The 18,290-nt window shown below is 38.2% G+C and carries 12 protein-coding genes; 3 read left to right on the forward strand and 9 right to left on the reverse strand.

Annotated elements, in window-relative coordinates; all coding sequences use genetic code 11:
• Window positions 1-50: 50 nt before the first annotated feature.
• The gene (locus H7254_RS14580; RefSeq protein ID WP_301933655.1) at window positions 51-1,091 is read left to right on the forward strand and encodes a patatin-like phospholipase family protein; all 1,041 of its coding nucleotides are present in this window, start codon (window positions 51-53) and stop codon (window positions 1,089-1,091) included.
• Between the two features lie 241 nt (window positions 1,092-1,332).
• On the opposite strand, the gene H7254_RS14585 is transcribed toward H7254_RS14580, so the two are convergent.
• The 4 genes from H7254_RS14585 to H7254_RS14600 form a co-directional block, all read right to left on the reverse strand.
• Window positions 1,333-1,779: a PepSY-like domain-containing protein gene (locus H7254_RS14585; protein WP_301924479.1), complete on the reverse strand. Its 447-nt coding sequence runs from the start codon at window positions 1,777-1,779 to the stop codon at window positions 1,333-1,335.
• Between the two features lie 223 nt (window positions 1,780-2,002).
• Window positions 2,003-3,016, reverse strand: a complete 1,014-nt coding sequence (locus H7254_RS14590; RefSeq protein WP_301933656.1) for a YncE family protein — start codon at window positions 3,014-3,016, stop codon at window positions 2,003-2,005.
• A 50-nt stretch (window positions 3,017-3,066) separates the two neighbouring features.
• A complete protein-coding gene (locus H7254_RS14595) occupies window positions 3,067-4,275 on the reverse strand; it encodes a right-handed parallel beta-helix repeat-containing protein (RefSeq protein ID WP_301933657.1) in 1,209 nt (402 codons plus the stop codon).
• 17 nt (window positions 4,276-4,292) lie between these two features.
• Window positions 4,293-7,022 carry a TonB-dependent receptor gene (locus H7254_RS14600; protein WP_301933658.1) on the reverse strand — a complete coding sequence of 910 codons (2,730 nt, stop codon included), beginning with the start codon at window positions 7,020-7,022 and terminating at the stop codon, window positions 4,293-4,295.
• Between the two features lie 330 nt (window positions 7,023-7,352).
• Between H7254_RS14600 and H7254_RS14605 the strand changes: the two genes are divergently transcribed.
• On the forward strand, window positions 7,353-8,324 hold the full coding sequence (locus H7254_RS14605) for a tartrate-resistant acid phosphatase type 5 family protein (RefSeq protein WP_301933659.1): 972 nt from the start codon (window positions 7,353-7,355) through the stop codon (window positions 8,322-8,324).
• A 258-nt stretch (window positions 8,325-8,582) separates the two neighbouring features.
• Here H7254_RS14605 and H7254_RS14610 read toward each other — a convergent pair whose 3' ends face one another.
• From H7254_RS14610 to H7254_RS14620, 3 genes are all read right to left on the reverse strand, one after another.
• Window positions 8,583-9,404, reverse strand: coding sequence for a tyrosine-protein phosphatase (locus H7254_RS14610; protein WP_301933660.1), 822 nt, complete (start codon window positions 9,402-9,404; stop codon window positions 8,583-8,585).
• A gap of 142 nt (window positions 9,405-9,546) precedes the next feature.
• The gene (locus H7254_RS14615; RefSeq protein WP_301933661.1) at window positions 9,547-11,133 is read right to left on the reverse strand and encodes a SusD/RagB family nutrient-binding outer membrane lipoprotein; all 1,587 of its coding nucleotides are present in this window, start codon (window positions 11,131-11,133) and stop codon (window positions 9,547-9,549) included.
• A gap of 22 nt (window positions 11,134-11,155) precedes the next feature.
• Window positions 11,156-14,458, reverse strand: coding sequence for a SusC/RagA family TonB-linked outer membrane protein (locus H7254_RS14620; protein ID WP_301933662.1), 3,303 nt, complete (start codon window positions 14,456-14,458; stop codon window positions 11,156-11,158).
• 159 nt (window positions 14,459-14,617) lie between these two features.
• On the opposite strand from H7254_RS14620, the gene H7254_RS14625 reads away from it, so the two are divergent.
• Window positions 14,618-15,097, forward strand: a complete 480-nt coding sequence (locus tag H7254_RS14625; RefSeq protein WP_301933663.1) for a GNAT family N-acetyltransferase — start codon at window positions 14,618-14,620, stop codon at window positions 15,095-15,097.
• A gap of 4 nt (window positions 15,098-15,101) precedes the next feature.
• Here the strand turns inward: H7254_RS14625 and H7254_RS14630 are convergent, their stop codons facing one another.
• Together H7254_RS14630 and H7254_RS14635 are read right to left on the reverse strand one after the other, a co-directional pair.
• Window positions 15,102-15,377, reverse strand: coding sequence for a hypothetical protein (locus H7254_RS14630; RefSeq protein ID WP_301933664.1), 276 nt, complete (start codon window positions 15,375-15,377; stop codon window positions 15,102-15,104).
• Between the two features lie 350 nt (window positions 15,378-15,727).
• Window positions 15,728-18,290: hypothetical protein (locus H7254_RS14635; RefSeq protein ID WP_301933665.1), on the reverse strand; the 2,563-nt coding region annotated here is incomplete at its 5' end.

Here is an 18,290-nt window from a genome sequence, read left to right on the forward strand (position 1 = left end):
AAAGGTATATTTATTAAAGTATTTTTAAAATTTATTTGCCATTTTTATTTATGAAAAAAATAAGAATTTTATCGATTGACGGTGGCGGTATAAGAGGAATAATTCCAGGCACTATTCTTATGGAACTGGAAAAAATTCTGCAAAAGATGGATAACAACAGCTCCAGTAAACTCGGTGATTATTTTGATATGATTGCTGGAACCAGCACTGGTGGTATTTTATCCTGTTTGTATCTGGTGCCGGGCGAAAATGGTAAAGCTAAATACTCAGCTCAGGAAGCGCTTGACCTATACTTAAAAAAAGGCCATATTATATTTGACCGCACCTTTATGGAAAAAATAAAAAGTGCCAACGGTATAATTCACGAAAAATTCTCCGGCGAGCCGTTGAGCAGTTTATTAAAAGCCTATTTTGGGGAGGAAACACTAGATAAATTTATTAAGCCAAGCCTCATCACCTCCTATGAAATTACGGACCGCAAAGCTATTTTTTTTACCAGCACCGACGCAAGTGAAAATACGTTGTATAATTTTAAAGTAAGGGACGTTGCAAGGGCTACTTCCGCCGCTCCTACTTATTTTCCACCTGCGCATATTGAATCGGTTTCGGGGCAATCTTTTACCCTGGTAGACGGAGGCATGTATGCCAATAACCCGGCCCTTTGTGCCTATGCGGAAGCCCGGAAAATTAAGTTCTCTAAATTTTTAAACGACCCTGATAAAATGGATAAGCCATCAGCAAAAGATATGATTATTCTTTCTTTGGGTACCGGATCAGTTAAGAAGAAATACAGTTATAAAAACTTTGAACATGCAGGAGAAATAAAATGGCTGCAACCTGTAATTGATATTCTTATGTCGGGCAATTCGGAAACCGTATCTTACCAGTTAACACAAATGTTTCTTACACTTGATAAGGAAAACCAGCAACACTATTACCGCCTTGAACCTGGCTTAAAGGAAGCCTGTTCTGAAATGGATATTGCAACACCAGAAAATATAAATAACCTGTACCAGGCCGGACTTACGTTTGTTCACGACAACCTTGATAAACTTCAGGGAATTGCAGCGGTTATTTTGAAGCATCAATAAATTGTAACTTGTATAACTTTACACTCTTGTTTACTAACCCTATTTTAAATGCTGTCTTAAAATGGATTTACATTTATAGTGCTGAAATAAACGGAAGCAGTCTCTGTTAAGGAGCAACCGGTCAGGGATAATTCAGGCATAGAAAAAAGGAATAAAATATTCATCTGAACTTTCTTCACAAAATATCTCATCATAAAAAAACCGCCCCTGATAAGTCAGCGGCGGTTAAATTGGTTACACATTAATTTTCTGCTTTTACAAAATTACCTTGCTCATCAAAAATGATATCCCTTTTGTTTACTTCAGCCTCGTAAGAGGTTTTACCTGCAGCATTTGTAACACGTCCGGCCTCTGTAATCTTTGATCCCTTGTAATGATCCTTCACATAAGTGCGAACCGGCGAAGGAAGTTCACTTACCTGGATAGCTTTTACAATTTCAATAAAGACACCTGCCGGAGTAAACTGGACTGAGTTATCTTCCCCAGATTTACCACCCCAATTGGCTTCATAATTGGCTTTTTCTTTTTCCCAGGTTACCTTTGAAGCTTCCGGATATTTTTTTGATAAGGCTGTTTTAACTGTTGCCGGAACAACCATTTTTTCTTTATTTTCTCCCTTTTCATTTTGCGCAAAAGTTGCGGAACCTACCGCAAAAAATAGCGCTACAAAACTTAGTGTTTTTTTCATACTTTTATTTTTGATTGTTAATGAATAATTATACAAAACTAAAAACTGAAGTTGTAGCAAAACTGAAGTTTATAAGCGATACCTCACAATAAAAGGTTAAATGGATTTATAGAGTAATGCTGATTATTCGATTCTTTTTCTGTTAATCACTAAAATAAAAAACCGCAGCTTGGGCTACGGTTAAAAAATATTTTCTCAAAAAATTAACTACTATTAAACCTTCTTATTTGTTTGGTTTAAAAACCAATAACTTAAATGTTCCGGGAACGGCATTTTTAGTTCCCGGCTCAAAGTCTACTACACTCAGATAAATTTTATGTGTCTTTGTATCCAAGGCTAAAGTTTTTGCCCTTGTTTGTGTAGCAAGCGTTTGTACCACTTCATATTTATCTGCAGATTGCTGTTGGATGATGGTGGTAGTAGCATCTCCATTTGAACAAAAAATTAATTTTGTTTCGGCATCATAGGCAACAGCATCAACGCCGCCACCGATGGGAATTGTAGTGATTACTTTACCGGATTTCATATCCAAAACACTCATGCCTTTATTCTCCCGGCAAACTGTAAACAGCCTGAAGTTTAGCGAATCCAATGCAAGGCCTGTCGGCCCGCCACAAGGTGACAAAGAATAGGTATCAATCACTTTCAGGGATTTACTGTCAATAACCTTCATCGTATTTTTATCTTCTATGTTATTATATATTTTTCCATGACCATCCGCTACTGCAAACTCAGGACCGCCTGTTAAGGATATTGTAGCAATCTCTTTTAATGCGTCTACATCAATTACCGATGCATTATCACTGCCGCCGTTAAAAGCAAATACACGATTGGAAAACGGGTCATAAATAATCGCATCCGGTTTTTTGCCACTCAACGGTATAGTTGCCATTACCTTTAAAGTAGCAAGGTCAAAAGCAACAACTGCATTTGCTTTTCCATCACTAATAAAACCTTTGCCGGCATTTTTTGCTACTGCTATGCCATGATTCCCCTGCATACCAGCGATGGTGCCAGCCAATTCATCTGTATCCAGGTTAACAACATCTACAGTTGTTCCATGCGACACATATAAGCGCCTGTTTTGCTGGTCTATAAAAAGATAATCGTATCCGCCATCACCGGGCAAAGCAATTTTTTTATCTGCAATGTATACATTGTTTGCCTGGGCTGTTGCCTGGTAAAAGTTTGCAGTTATGGAAAAAATTACAATAAATAAAATCAGGTATTTTTTCATATTTCTTTGACGTATTATTTAAAAAATGGTTAACAAATAGTTCTATTCAATTAATGCTGGTTTCCTTTTCCATTGGTAGTATAAGCGCCCAGGTCCTGATCGTACTTTGCAAAGCCGGTACCAAAAGCAGGTGAACCATTCTGCAAACGAAAATTATACGTATTTGGGAAGCCATTGGGAGCAGCAACCAGGCCGTTAAAATTAATAAAAAGGGGATCATAATTACCGATTTTTTTTGATACCAGATCCGAAGGCTGGGCCACACCCACACCGGAAGCCGGATAAAAATTATCCCTGATATTTATTTTTTGAGTTGAATCTACGAGATCTGTATAGGTATCCCTTGTGGCATAAAAAAGATTATTGCCGTAAGTAGTTTTAACAAGATCGCCATCACTAAAAAGTTCGATGCCGTGGTAATTATTTACTATGATATTATTGTAAATATGGCCGATTGCATTTACACCAACGGATACTGCCCGCCCTGGTTCTGCTGATCCTCTTCTCCACCCGTTTGACACGATCGTATTGTTATATACTTCAACTTCTGTTTGTGGAAAAGGTATTCGGCTGCTGGTTTCCAGTTTTACGGCTGAGCCTGCCTGGCTAAAAATAACATTGTAAGCTACTATGCCTTTTACACCTGTTTTAAGATTAAATGCCTCGCCATCTGTACTGCCCGATGAACTAATGGTATTTCTTAGCAAGGTGATGGTTGCTCCTTTTTCTATTCGTATCAGATCGTCCTGGCCATTGGTGAACCACGAATCTTCAATATCTACATTGATTGCATTTTTTACTTTTAGTGTACCCCTTGCACTGCCAGATGCATCTGGTCCGCCGGTATTATCAACGTGGGTCCATTTGATAATGATGGCCTGGGCTGTATCGCATTGAAAACCTCCCCAGGTACCTGGTTGATTGGTATCGGAATTAAACGATACAGGCTGTTCCTTTGAGCCGATTAATTGTAATACTCCCTGTATATTAATTTGTGAATTATTTTTTACAATAACAATGGCGCCTGGTTGCGAAGCCAGTGTATCGCCTTTTTTAACCGTAATATCTGCAGTAATGATATAGGTTTGGCCAGTCAATAAAGTGCCCTTCAAAAATCCGCTGATATTACCCGCTGTGATAGGACCTGAAGAAGGAATTACTATTTTGGTAAAAGTAGTAACCTCATCCTTCTGGCAGGAGCTTATACTTAAAACAATTAAAAAAGCGCTAATCAATGTTTGAATATATCTTATTTTCATTTTGATATTTTTTTAATTTAAAGTGAATAACGAAAACCAAGATTAAAGCCCAGGTTGTAAACATCCCTTGACTGAACAAGGCTGCCTATTTTTATAGTAGTAGCTGTGTTAAAAAGATTGTTGACTTTTGCGGTAAATACAAAATGTTTGTCTATCTGTTTTTGGCCCGACAACGATAAGAAGGATTGTGGTTGCTGATAATAATCAAATCCATAATTTGGATATACCAAGGCCAGGGTTTTACTGGTATAGGTGTACGCCAGTTGTACAAATGCCTTTCGCTTATCATTTTTATACAATAAAGACAGGTTCACCACATTGGCGGTCTGTCCTTGCATAGGCCTGCTCTGTAGTTTTGGAACCGATGTGGAAACACCGTTGGCATCTGTTGAAGTAAATATTTTTGTTGTATTGATATTTGAATAAGTGTAAGTATAATTTGCTGATACCCCCAACATACCAAAAAATCTGCTGTACACTACTTCCGCACCCGTTACAGTAGCCGTACCAAAGTTTTGCGGAGAGGTATTGGCTTGCCCACCATCTAAACTGTTTAGCGCAAACTCAATCGGGTTGGTAATATTCTTATAAAACCCTCCTATAAAAAATTGCTCTTCGTTTTTGGGATACAACTCATAACGGATATCATAATTATCCGCAACCGTATGCTTCACTTCAGGGTTACCGGTAATGTCCGTGCTCTGTCCAAAAGTTGGTGTGGGTACCAGTTCATATAAAGCAGGCCGTGATATTGATTTAAAATAAGATGCCCTGATATTAGATTTATCAGTCAGTTTGTATTTTAGCTGCAGGCTGGGTAATACGTCTGTGTATGTTTTCTTTGCATTGCTCTTTACATCCAATACTACCGGATGTGTGTCATAGCCCTGCTCGGTACCTTCTACCCTTACCCCACCTACTGCGTCCAGTTTATTAAGGGTAAGTTTAAACTCTCCGTATCCTGCGGTAATGTTTTCATATGCTGTATAATTCGCCTTATCGCTTGTGGATGTTCCCGTAACGTTGTACACTACCCAATCAGCCGCATATATATCTGTAAACACAGTTTTTCCCCCGGTTAAATTATCTGGTGTGGGCTTCAGCGTATATTCATTCTGGTTATTGAAGCGGTTGCTTTGCCTATATAATCCTCCTGCTTTTAACTCAATTGAATTATTTTTTCCCAGACCTGATTTATAGCCCAGGTTGGCCAATGCCGTTAAATCTTTATTACTACTTTTTTGCCAAATCCTTGATACGTTATACAGGTAGTTAGGCGTACTCGTAAAATCAGGATTAATTAAATGATTAAGCGAAATATCGGCTCTGTCCGGTGCATTTTGGGTAGAGTTGGAATAAATCCCTGCCCAGTCAAAAAGAAAATGATTGGAAAGAATATGTTTGCCGCTCAGTTTAAGATTCTCGACATATTGGTTTTGTATGTACGAACGGTTATCGTTAAAAACAGCGCCGGTGCCGGGTCCAGTTCTTCCGCCATTACCACCCAATATCGAAGTATCAATACTTAACCGTGTTTGCGCTAAATGTGTGTATAAAAAAATATTGTCGAGACTGATCTTATTATTATCGTTGAACTTATAATCAAGGTGGGTTGATAAACCATTGTTCAATTGTTGGGTTGAATAGGTTCTGTTGGCCACATCAGAAATAACCGGTTGGTAATTTTTGCCTGGACGGGTATCTAGTTGTGCAATATTAAATTCTGAATTGGTGCCGTAATATTGATTTTGATAACTGTCTGAAATAATAAAGCCCAACTTATTTTTCAACAACCTGCGTCCGTAAGTAAATCCTAACAAAGAAGTTACAGGCGCATTTTTTTGTGTAAAATCAAGATTTGCGCGGGAGAAGTTTCCTTGCCCCGGCTTATAATCAGGCCCAAACCTTTCACTTACACTTTTACTTTGTACAGCGCCATGACTAAAATCATCAAACTTACGGTTGAAAAATATTGTACTGTATCCCGCAGATGCATTGACCTTAAAATATTCAAATTCCGGTGCGTCTTTAAAAATAAGATTTACGGTACCGCCGATGGCGTCGCCTTCCATTTGAGGCGTTAATGTTTTACTTACTTCTATCCGGTCCAGCAAATCTGACGGTATAATACTTAAGGATACAAACCGCGACGCAGGATCAGGACTTGTTACTTTAACGCCATTGATCAAAGTATTGTTGTACCTGGGTTCCAGACCTCTTATGATAGCGAAGGCCTCATCAGAACCGCTATTGCGTTGCAGGGTTACGGCTGATACACGTTGTAATGCATTGGCTGCATTAATATCAGGAGAGCGTTCCATTGCCTGCGCAGAAAGTACATTCATTATATTATTCGCTTTCTTCTCAGTGCGGCGGGAAGAAGCTTCTGATTCAATAATGGCCTTTCCATACACTTTTACATTTTGTAAAGATTCTGCTTTTTCTTCCAATGTGACCGTTAGATTAATCACCTTGTTTTCAGTGAGGTCAATTTGCTTTTTGAACTCTTTATAGCCGACATATTTTACCTTAACCTCGTAAGTGCCTGACGGCATTTTGGAAATTGAATACTGCCCAAATGCATCCGTAAGTGCAGCTCCTTTTCGATCGGCAAAATAAACATAAGCACCAGCCAGGGGTTCCTTTGTTTTCCCGTCAATAACCTGTCCTTTTAATACACTGTTTTGAGCAAAAGAAGCGAAGCCTGCAAAAATAAAAATGAGTGCCAGGTAAATTTTATTGTTCATACCTTAATTTTTTTTGCAAACCTTTTATTCAATTCTGAAGCAATTCTGAGTAATGTTACCTTTTTAAAAATTGGTAATTTATTGTTAACTTATTGATAACTCAATCTTAATAATGACAGGATTAATAAAAGATTTTCCTTTTAATGTCGCTGCAACAGGTCTTCATCTAAATGATAAAAAATCCGGTATTTTACAGTGTTGCCGGTATTCGCCCCACCACTTTTTAAAATGATAAACGATGGTATATATTACAGAAGTTAAAAGAGTAACAATTAAATAATGGATGAAATTGTTTTACAATAAATACTTTCGCATCCATAAAAAAATTACGTGAAAAAAAACATAGTTATTGTACTGGCGCTTTCTTTTATTGCAGTCATAAATCTCACAGCACAGCAAAACGATTCCTTAAAAGTTAAATCAGGATTAACGATCAATAAAAAAGCTGTCAACTTTATTGCCATGGGTGATTGGGGAAGAAACGGTGAAGACAAACAGCGGGAGGTAGCAATTCAAATGGGTATTTCAGCAAAAATATTAAGTACTGATTTTTTAATTTCTACCGGAGATAATTTTTATCCCAGTGGTGTAGCCAGCACACAGGATCATCGTTGGATTGATTCTTATGAAGACATTTACACAGCACACTCCCTGCAGCAAAACTGGTATGTAGTTTTAGGTAACCACGATTATAAAGGAAACGTTCAGGCGGAAATAGATTATACAAAAATTGACCGTCGCTGGAATATGCCTGCAAGGTATTATTCAAAAAAAATAATAATGAACGATGATACCACCCAACAGGCGTTGCTGATTTTTATTGATACCACACCGTTCATTGAGGAATATTATAAAAATGCAGATCACGCTGATGTTAAAACGCAGGATACTGCTCAGCAAAGGAAGTGGCTGGAAGCTGAATTAAGTAATGCTTCACCCAACATAAAATGGAGGATTGTTGTGGGACATCATCCTTTATTTACAGGTGGAAAAAGGATGAACAGAGATGCGACTTTACAATTAAACTATTTATTGAAACCCATTTTTGATCAATACAAAGTAGATGCCTACATCTGTGGACATGAACACAACCTGCAATATATTAAGCCAACCGGTACCACGCATTATTTTGTTTCAGGTGCAGGGTCAGAAACAACGCCAACAATTCTGCATCCCGATGGCGGCAGGTTTGCATTATCTGAAAATGGATTTATTGCATTTTCGTTAACGCCCAAAATATTGACTGCGCAAATTATTAGTTATGAAGGAAAAGTTTTGTACAAAACTGAAATAGTTAAATAAACAGCGTAATAAATATTTTATTGGTTTTTCGTAGCTGTATTTTTAGCATGTTTATTTGTATTTACTGGCTATACTATCGAAGGTGCGGCTCTTTCTGGGTTAATCTCCAATTATCTCCCGTCCGTAGTTTTTGCCGACCCACGACTATCCTAATACAAGCCTTATAGGCTTACCCAAACGATATTGAATTATGACTAAAAAGCGGAGTGGCCGAATACCATGCAAAATTTTAAACCATAGCCACAGAACGGAAAAGTATTAATTAAGATATAACGTCCGTAATTTCTGCAGCATCTTTTTATCCAGCCCCATGACAGATTCAAGATAATGATTAACGGTTCCGTATTGCCGTATAATAGAAACAAAAGTAGCGTTCAGGTATTTTTCTTTTGCTTCCATCATTTTCCTGGCGGTTGCTTCATCCATACCGTAATTTTTTACCATGCCGCTGATGGCTTTTTCATTTTCGGAAGTCCTGTAATAATTGGTGGCCAGGTAATCCCGCATAATCGTTTTTTCATTCACCCCCAATGCATACAAAATAAGTGCAGCGGCAATGCCCGTTCTGTCTTTTCCTGCAGTGCAATGAAATAACAGAGCGCTGTCGGGATTTAGTTGCAGCAATTCTTTAAACACGGGTCTGTACCTGTTTGCAAAGGGTGCTGTATTGCTATAAAAATTTAACATCAATAAATCCCCGTTTCCTTTCATCATAGTTTTGCTGAAGCTTGAGCCGCTATCCCCGATGTGCTCACTGCCTGAAGGTAAATCAATGCGGGTGGCATTCAACGGTATTTTATCCGGAGCCAGTTTCACTTCAAATGGTCCGCGAAAATCATCCACCCTGGCGATGCCTAACTGTTGCAATTTCAGCAAGTCCGCATCCGTTAGATTGTTTAATTCAGCGGACCGGTATATTTTACCCCACTTAACATGTCTGCCGTCTTTGGTTGCATAACCACCCACATCCCTGAAATTAATGGCGCCCTGCAATTTTACTTCTCTTTTTGCACTGTCAGCTATTTGTGCCGAAGAAAAAAGCGGATTGGCCAGTAAAAAAAGATAAAGTAACTTCTTCATGCGATACATTTATTATTTGAATTTTTTGCGATTGATTGTAATAAAAATAAAATCGCCTTTCCGTGATTAAAAAAAATATAATTAAAAAGTGGAGAGCTGCAAGCCCCCCACTTTAATGGTATACTATTCCATTATTAAGGTCTTATTTTATCAACCACATTTTTGCATTTACATCATCAGTACCATTGTACTGGCTGCTGATAGCTGATTTATAATTATCCGCATTATAGGTAATTTCGTCCTGCGGATATTGCCAGCGAAGCGGTATCTGGTTATTGGGTGTACCAATACCTGCGCCGCCCTGGCTAAAGGCAGGCACGCCGGTTCTGCGCCAATTATAAAAAGATTCAAAACCAGAATTCATAAAAAATGCCACATATTTTTGAGTAAGTATCTGGGTCAATCCGATTGAATCGGTATAAACCACATTTGGATTGGCTAAAAATCCGTTGATATCAATGCTGGCAGTTCCTAAAGTTTTCGAACCATCCACATTGCTTACTGTTACCATTTGGCCCTGTGCCAGGCCATAAATATTCATGGACGCTTTTATACCTTTGTAGTACCAGTCGGATGCCATAGCGCCGCTAATCCAACCCCTGTAGACTGCTTCTGCAATATTGAAACACATTTCAGGATAACCAACCAAAATATAAGGCTCGGCATTAGCACCGGATGGTGAAGACATGTAACGTGTGTAACTTAAATTAGAATACTTTCCATCTGTTGAAAAATTTGACATTAACCCCTGGGATTTGGAATTGTCTTCCCCCACATAGGCTGTAAAATCACTCACCTGTTTACCTGCGTTTAACTGGGCTTGTGCGGGTATAGTCAATACAAAAGTACGTGGATCACTATAGGCTGCGGTAATATTAAAAAATAACTGACTGATGTTTTCGCAGTTATTATAAGGAGCATAACCAGCCCTGTTAGGCGGATAAAGCGTTACTGCCGTGTATCTGTACACCATATTATCACTGTTGGAAGTCATAATGGGGAAGTTGACAGGATCGTTGATGATATTGGCAAACTGTGTCTTGATATTTAAGTCTGCATTGTCATCCGCCCGTTTGCTTAGGCTTATCAATATCCTGAGTTTGTAAGTATTGATCAATTTGCGCCATTGCAAATAAGAGAGTCCATAAATATCTCCGGTTGCATCCACCATCTTGCCAGCGTTGGCGGCAGAACTTACACTAGCTAAAATAGTATTGGCGGTATCCAGCATTGCCAGGCAATTTTTATACACGTCATGTTGTTTATCATAAACCGGCGTTAAGTTGTTTATATCCCCCGCTTGTATCATCGGGATATCGCCCACTCTTTGAGATAACCAAATAAATGAGTATGCCTTAAAAAATTTGCTTAATCCAAAGTACACATTGGTAGTATTATTGTACTGTTTTTTAGCCTGTTCTTCCAGCTTATTGCAAAACCGGATCACATCATAGGTGTGGTTTGTGTTTGACCAGTTATAAGTATTGGTTCCAAAATAATATGAATAGTTGGCCACTATATTCTGGTTCCAGCGGTAAACGTTTGAAATAACCGGCTCTTCTTCCCGCAGCATATTTGATCCGATGTGATTAAGGATTAAGGAAACAGGAATAGTAGAACTTTCCGCAGCCACGTTTGGATTGGACAGAAGGTCTCCTTTTTGACAACTGCTTGTGCCAAGTATTATCATACCAAGGCAGGCAATCAGATAATTCAATTTAAGTTTCATATAATTATTTTATAGTTTTTAATTAAAAGCTCAGGTTAATATTAAATCCAAATCTCCTGGCTGTGGTGCTTTGTAACTGGCCGCCATTGCCCAGCGATTTGTCTGTATCGTTGTAGCCCGAAGCAAACTGATCGAGGTCAATATCCTTTCTCTTGGCAAAATATAAAAGATTTCTCCCTACCAGGGAAAAAGAAGCGGATTTTATCAGTTTGGCTTTGCCAAGCATACTTGCAGGAAGACTAAATCCCAATGTTACTTCACGCAGTTTGGCAAATGAACGGTCTGTCATCCAGTATTCCGTAACGTTTCCAATGCCGGATGAAACAAAATTCTGTACGGTAGTGGCCACATCATTTTGAGCAAACTTAATGTCCTTCATATTGGTGATTATACCACCACTGTATATTGGAGTACCCGAAACTATTTTTACACCGTTTGCTACATACTGACCTTTTGGAGCTATGGTTCCAGTACTGGTAGTTTGCCACTCAGCCAAACGGGCTGCACCAAAAGCGCCAGTAGCGCTTTCAATAGACGTACCGCCATTCATACCATCTTTATAAACCTCATCATAAATTTTACCACCAATTCTTCCGTCAAACTGAAAACTGAAGCTAAAATTGTGGTAGGTAAAACGGTTGTTGATGCCAAATGTATAGTCAGGATTGGCATAACCGATCAGCTTATTGTTACCAATGTCTGAAGGTGCTCTTAGAGGCAAGCCGCCACTATAAACAATATTGTTGCTGGCATCCCTTACAAAACTTTGTACATAAATCCCATCCAGTCTTTCTCCTTTTGTATAATTATGATTGTTCAGTGGATAAGCAGTTTCTGCCTGGTAAATATTCTTTAGGGTTTCCTTATAAGTTGCATAATTCGCCATCACATCCCAGTTTAACCCCCTCACACTCCTGATAGGTGAGCCTGTAAGTGAAATTTCGTATCCCTTTTTTTGCGAGCTGATACCGTTTACATTTTGTGCGCCATAACCGGATGAAGGAGCCACGTTCAATGGTACAATCTGCGGGCCGTTCTGGCTGATGAAATAGGTCGCATCCAGGCTCAGTCTGTTGCGTAAAAACTTAATATCAATTCCAGCTTCGTAAGATGATACATCAAAGGGCTTTAAAGCCGGATTCGCAATGGTGGAAGTGTAATTAACTGAAGGAGCGCCATTGTAATAACTGGCGATGCTATAGGCGTTTTGATTTTGATAAGTAGGTCCGTCATAAGAACTTAACAAATCTGTACCGTAACCGAGTAAGCCACCATTGGTACTGTTACCGGTAATCTGTGTAAATGCCGAGGCTACGGTAGGGGAAGTAAGGCCACCTTTTACATCGGCAAAAGATCCGCGTATCTTTAGAAAAGAAATGGCTTTGGGCAATGAAACGTAGTCGCTTATCACCGTACTCAATGATATGGAGGGGTAAAAGAAAGTATTGTTACCGGAACCAAAGGTTGACAAATGGTCTACCCTGCCGGTATTGGACAAAGTCAGGTACTTGCCGTAGGTTGCATCAATTGAATAGAACCCACTATATACCTGCATTTTAGAGCCCCATGTATAAGAAGAATAGGGTACCAGCGAGTTGGTAAGTGCATACACATTGGGTATAGATAAACCCTTGGTAGTTCCATATAATGAATTGTAATTAAATGCACGGTCACTTGCACCTGCTAATGCACTGATATTAAATTTACCTATTTTCTTATCAAAATTAAGGATCAGGTCATTGTTGTTTTCAAACAGGTTACGCCTGTCTTCCCGATAATCTCCATACCAGCCAAAAGTATACCAGGGCGTATACGTGTTCAGATTTATACCGGCAGGCACCTGTTCTGTTCTAAGTTGCGACCAACTGGTAACCTGCGAGCGCAAACTTATACCCAATGCATCGCTGAATTTATAGCTTGCTTTTATGTAACCGTTGATATCTGTCTTATCGTGCGAATGAAACCATTTTTTTGCAATGAACCAGGCACTGTTTTCACGGCCATATTCCTGTGCATAGGGAATCAGATCTTTAACGCCCTGTGGTCCTTTGTAAATATCTTTCAGGTCGTCCACATTATAGTCAGCAGAACCATATACCTTAAACATGTAGATATAAGAATTAGGCCCGTAGTTTACATCCGGAATATTAGGACTGGCTTGCTTGTTTACATTCACACTTGCTTCAATTCTAAATTTACTGGTGATGTTATAACCTGCGTTTAAAGCCAGGGTATAGGAATTCAACTTTGTATTGGGTGCCATTCCTTTTTGATTCATATTGGAAACAGAAATTCTGATATCTGATTTATCTGTAGCAGAAGACAATGAAATATTATTAGTGTTGATTAAACCAGTTTGCATAAACTTGCCAAAATTATTGATACCCCGGGCTGTCCAGGGCGTAGGTGTTCTTACCAATGCAACCGGATCAAAAGGACTGTCATATTGTTTTACCAACTGACCTTCAAAATGCGGCCCCCATTCCGGCAAACGCTGTTTGTTGTCATACAATACATCTCCATAACTGTATTGAAAAGCTTTACCCCTTCCGTACGCAGTCTGGCTTTGTGGTTCAGCTAAAAAACCTTTCTCCAGTAATGTACTGCTGTTAATCTCTACCTGCCAGCCTTTAGCCGAATTTTTTCCTCTTTTTGTGGTAATTACAATGGCCCCGTTTAAGCCCCTGAAACCATACAATGCAGAAGCATTGGTTCCTTTCAACACAGAATAGGATTCAATATCATCCGGGCTGATATTCCAGGTATCCGTATTTACCGGTACACCGTCCACCACAAACAATAAATCTTTACTGCCTCTTAAAACAATTTCAGGGCGACCCAGCATTTCTGCATTGGCGCCTACTGTTAAGCCAGCTACTTTACCAGCGAGCGAATTGATGGGGTTGGCATCCCTGGCTTTTGTTAAATCGGAGCCTTTTACTTCCTGAATGGAATAACCGATGCGCTTGGCTTCTTTCTTAATGCCATAAGCAGTCACCACTATGTCAGACAATGATTTGGAATCATCCTCCAGAATCAACATATAGTTGTTGCTCGTTGAAAGTGTAAATGAATTGCTTAAAAATCCGATAGAACTAACGATGACTTTTTTATCAGCATTTGTTACTGTAATCTGAAATCCTCCAAGGCTGTCAGTAATCGTCGTTTTTTTTGATCCATTGGTTGAAAGGGTTGCATTGGAAATGCCCGTGCCATTTGCTGTTTGTATTTTCCCGGTAATTATTTTATCCTGGGAAAATCCTTTGAGTGAAAATAGCAATAGCAGTGCTAATACTGTTGTTAGTTTTTGGTAAATTACTCTCATAAACTTTGTTAATTTTCAACAATATTATTACAGTATTTCCTTAGAATTAGACATATTCAAATTCGTAATGATAGCGTAATTATTATTTCACTATTTGATAATGTTTGCAAAGGTTTAATTTACTTTCTTGCAATACACATTATCATTCGCCGAAAAATCATGAAATATCAAATCCGGAAAGCAGCAAAAAAAGATGTGTCAACGGTTTATCATTTTATTTGCGTGTTGGAAGAAACCATTTTTGAATATGCTGGTTTTGAAAATATTTTTTTTCTGAATCTGGACAATAAAGATTGCTGTTACCTTGTTGCCACAAATGAGGAAGATGCAGTAATTGGCTTTATCAGTGGCCACATTCAAAATCTGCTGCATCATTGCGGAAGAGTAGCAGAAATTCAGGAGTTATTTGTAGTTAAACCTTATAGGAATATGAGCATTGGAAGAGGCCTCGTCAACAGCCTGCTGGAAAAAATTCAATTCGATAACGTGATTGCAATTGAAGTAACTGCTCAAAATAAAAGGTTGAAAACACATGCTTTTTACGAGCAGGTGGGATTCGTTCACAGCCATAAAAAATTCACAAAAAAGCTGAAGTTAATTTATGAGATTGAATTAAAACTGTGTAAACGAAAAGCTTAGAACACTATTTATTCAAAACAGCTTTTTTTTGAATCTGCATCTTACGCACCCGTATTCTCATCAGCCTTTGCAAATTAGCATATTCATCAATAAGCGTAGAAACTCCGGAAATAATACTGACGTAATTTATCATCAATTGCTGGAGCCTGTCCAGATCTTCTTTTAGCTGTTCCTTATTTTTATCCGGGCAGGTATCCTTCCCGTTGTCTGACAATGCTTCCATTAAACTGTTACATTGTGCCACAAATATTTTATGGGCTGAAGTACTTATAAATGACAATGAATATTATTTTATTTCACGCCTCAACATAAAGGACTGGTAAAATAAAATTATCCTGCCTGGATATTTATCATAGTCCGTATTATCTTTTTGTAAAGAAATTATTAACAGCAAAATTTAAAACGATAAAGCAGCGCCGGTTTTTAGTAGTAAAAAATATGAAAATGGCTACATAAATGCGTGGATGTTGTCATAGATGATTTTAAAATGGTGAACTATCCAACTATAGCCTACATTAACTCTTTTTTATCACCATTAAACCAGTACTAACGGAAGGTAAAGAGCCACATCATAGTAATAAAACAAACAGGATCCGGCAAATATGGAAGTGATGAATAAATAAACAGGTGTTAATTTGGAATGAGGTTGATGGGAACTATAAATTCCCAACGGTTTTTTACTAACTGGTTTCTGTAATTGGGATCTAATAAATGAGAAAAGCGGATGCCAAAAGTTGCCTGTAATGCATTCCATATTTTGGTATCAAAATACAGCTCGCCACCGGTGCTGCGGTTTTTAAGATATACGGTTGAATTAATATTTCTTTTAGCACTTACACTTGTATAATCATAAAAAGTATTAAGCCGGATACGCTGAAAAAATATGATATTTCCAAAGCCCCAGTCGGGGTACAATAAAGGCAAATGATAATTAACACCTACTTTATACATGGTGGGCTGACTCAATGCATCATAGCCTCTTGAATAAGAAAAATTATTACTGAACAAATCGGGTAACGCATCCCTTTTTTGAAAAGCACCATTGATTACAAGACTGTGGTTGGTAAACAAACCAGGCAAATACAAAGAAGATGAACTTACCAGTTTATGACTATTGCGATAATTAAATGCATTTCTGTAACTAAAAGAAACTGTTTGCGCCCAGCGTGGATTTATTTGTTGACGGGATTTCTGCGACACATTGCTAAAAGAAAAAAAAGTATTTGCATAATTGATTCCTTTATTTGTAAATACGTTTTTACCGATGCCGCTGTAATACAATTGTTCAACAGTATAACTAATTCCAAAATCTACATATTTTGAAGTGGTACCGCCAACAAAACTAAGTGGTATCGAAATACCTGCATTTATTTTAGCGCTGTTAAACAGTACTGTTTTACCAAATGCTGTATCAACCTGCCTGCCAAAACTTGCAGAGGTTCCAAGATTTAAATAAGGGAACCAACCTGCATAAATAGCATCAAATGCAATCTTGCGGCTTCTGTCGTTGCGATTATAGGCGTAAGTAAGGCTGTTGGTAAAACTGCTTAAAATATTGTCGCTGTAAACAGTGTAGCCATATTCCGGATCGCTCACTAAAGGCCGCCAGCTATGAAAATTAAATAACTTAAATGATTTACTGTATTTACTGATGGTATTTTTTGTATCAGTTAATTGATACAATGCGCCCGAACCCCGGCTGTTCAATGCATTGAAAGTACCAATATTTTTAATGGGAATTACTGTTGCATTGTCTACTAATTGCCAGTGTATTTGGGCAGCATCTATTGTGGCAAGTCTTGATCCGTCGGCAGTAAATGCACTAAACAACAAACTCCCTTTTGAATTGATTGCTGGCTGGTATACCCCGTTGACATTATTGGTTAACCGGAATATTTTTTTATCCTTTAGCGTTACGGCAAATATTTTATCCGAAGGCGTATTGTTATCCATCGCACTATAGTAGACTGTATCATTTTTTACAAAAGGAAAACCTACTACATTAAAAGAAAAAGGCGTAACGGTTTCTGTTTCGCCATTGTTGAGATTCACTTTTATCAGTGCCATTTGTCCTTCAGGATTTCTCACCGCCGCAATGGCTGAATTGTTATCCAAATAATTGCTTTGTGTAAAAAAGTAATTATTTGGATTAGGGATTTCCTGAATCAGTTTACCTGTATAACTATCAATCCGGTGAAGACTGTTTCCACCGTTTACCTCTACATTTACTGCCAATATTTCGGTGCCATCTTTATTAATTACAGGGGAAAAATATTTTGTTTTGAAAGTAAGTTGTTTCTTTTCTTTCGTATAAAAATTCAGCAATTGGATATTGCTGTAATCCCTGTTGCCCCATCGTGGGTCTGACTGATAGCTGGCATACACAATCCTTCCGTTGTTATAAGAAAAGTAGTCATCAATTACAATTTTTTTGATGGTGATTTTTTCTTCTCTTCCATTTACAATCAAATAAAAAGCATTGATTTGCTTGTATGATTTCTTCGTAATAAGGATGCTGTCATCGTTTATATAAACCGGAAAAAGATAACTGGCTACTGTATTTTTTTTAACGGGAGTTATGTACTGCAGCTCCGGTTCAGTTTTATGCTGCGGCGTGGTTTGCGTTTTAAAATAATTCAATGCATCCTGCCTGAACTGCAGGTATGTTTTACCCGAGTATTTTTGGATGGCTTTGTTAAAAGGATAAAATAAGCCTTTAAAATGTACTGCATCAGTAGTTACTTTTTGCCAAAAATCTGTACCATATTTTTCATTACCATACGCCACCAGCTGGTAGCCTAATTCGTAATGGTCGGGAGTATAATCTAACAAAGAACCGCTGCGTAATTTCATCCAGCTATAATTTTTATTACCCATTTGCAGTGATCTGAATCCATTATAAAAAAAAGGCATCCTACCCCTGCCCTGTGCACTTACCAGTGTTTCCTGCCATACTGCATCGCCTTCAAAAAAATAATCAGGAATGGTAATACCATTGGCAAGTAACTGACCTTCCTGCCCAAGAAAAAAAGAAAATACTTTGGTTAGCCCTCCGTTAAAATTAGCAAACTGCTGCATGTGCCTGTTTTCATGAATAATCAGGTTATCATCTCCCCTTATGCTGCCATTGCTAAAATTATCCTGGCCAGGTAACAGGTTTAGTTCGCTTATAACCGGTGCCAGCCTTACATAT

The organism is Ferruginibacter sp., from assembly GCF_014377975.1.
In the GTDB taxonomy this organism is placed as follows: domain Bacteria; phylum Bacteroidota; class Bacteroidia; order Chitinophagales; family Chitinophagaceae; genus Ferruginibacter.

Excerpts from the sequence above, each read along its gene's own strand:
- H7254_RS14620 (WP_301933662.1), bottom strand. The coding sequence starts at position 14,458 with ATGAGAGTAATTTACCAAAAACTAACAACAGTATTAGCACTGCTATTG.
- H7254_RS14585 (WP_301924479.1), bottom strand. The coding sequence starts at position 1,779 with ATGAAAAAAACACTAAGTTTTGTAGCGCTATTTTTTGCGGTAGGTTCC.
- H7254_RS14600 (WP_301933658.1), bottom strand. The coding sequence starts at position 7,022 with ATGAACAATAAAATTTACCTGGCACTCATTTTTATTTTTGCAGGCTTC.
- H7254_RS14580 (WP_301933655.1), top strand. The coding sequence starts at position 51 with ATGAAAAAAATAAGAATTTTATCGATTGACGGTGGCGGTATAAGAGGA.
- H7254_RS14610 (WP_301933660.1), bottom strand. The coding sequence starts at position 9,404 with ATGAAGAAGTTACTTTATCTTTTTTTACTGGCCAATCCGCTTTTTTCT.
- H7254_RS14625 (WP_301933663.1), top strand. The coding sequence starts at position 14,618 with ATGAAATATCAAATCCGGAAAGCAGCAAAAAAAGATGTGTCAACGGTT.
- H7254_RS14615 (WP_301933661.1), bottom strand. The coding sequence starts at position 11,133 with ATGAAACTTAAATTGAATTATCTGATTGCCTGCCTTGGTATGATAATA.
- H7254_RS14590 (WP_301933656.1), bottom strand. The coding sequence starts at position 3,016 with ATGAAAAAATACCTGATTTTATTTATTGTAATTTTTTCCATAACTGCA.
- H7254_RS14595 (WP_301933657.1), bottom strand. The coding sequence starts at position 4,275 with ATGAAAATAAGATATATTCAAACATTGATTAGCGCTTTTTTAATTGTT.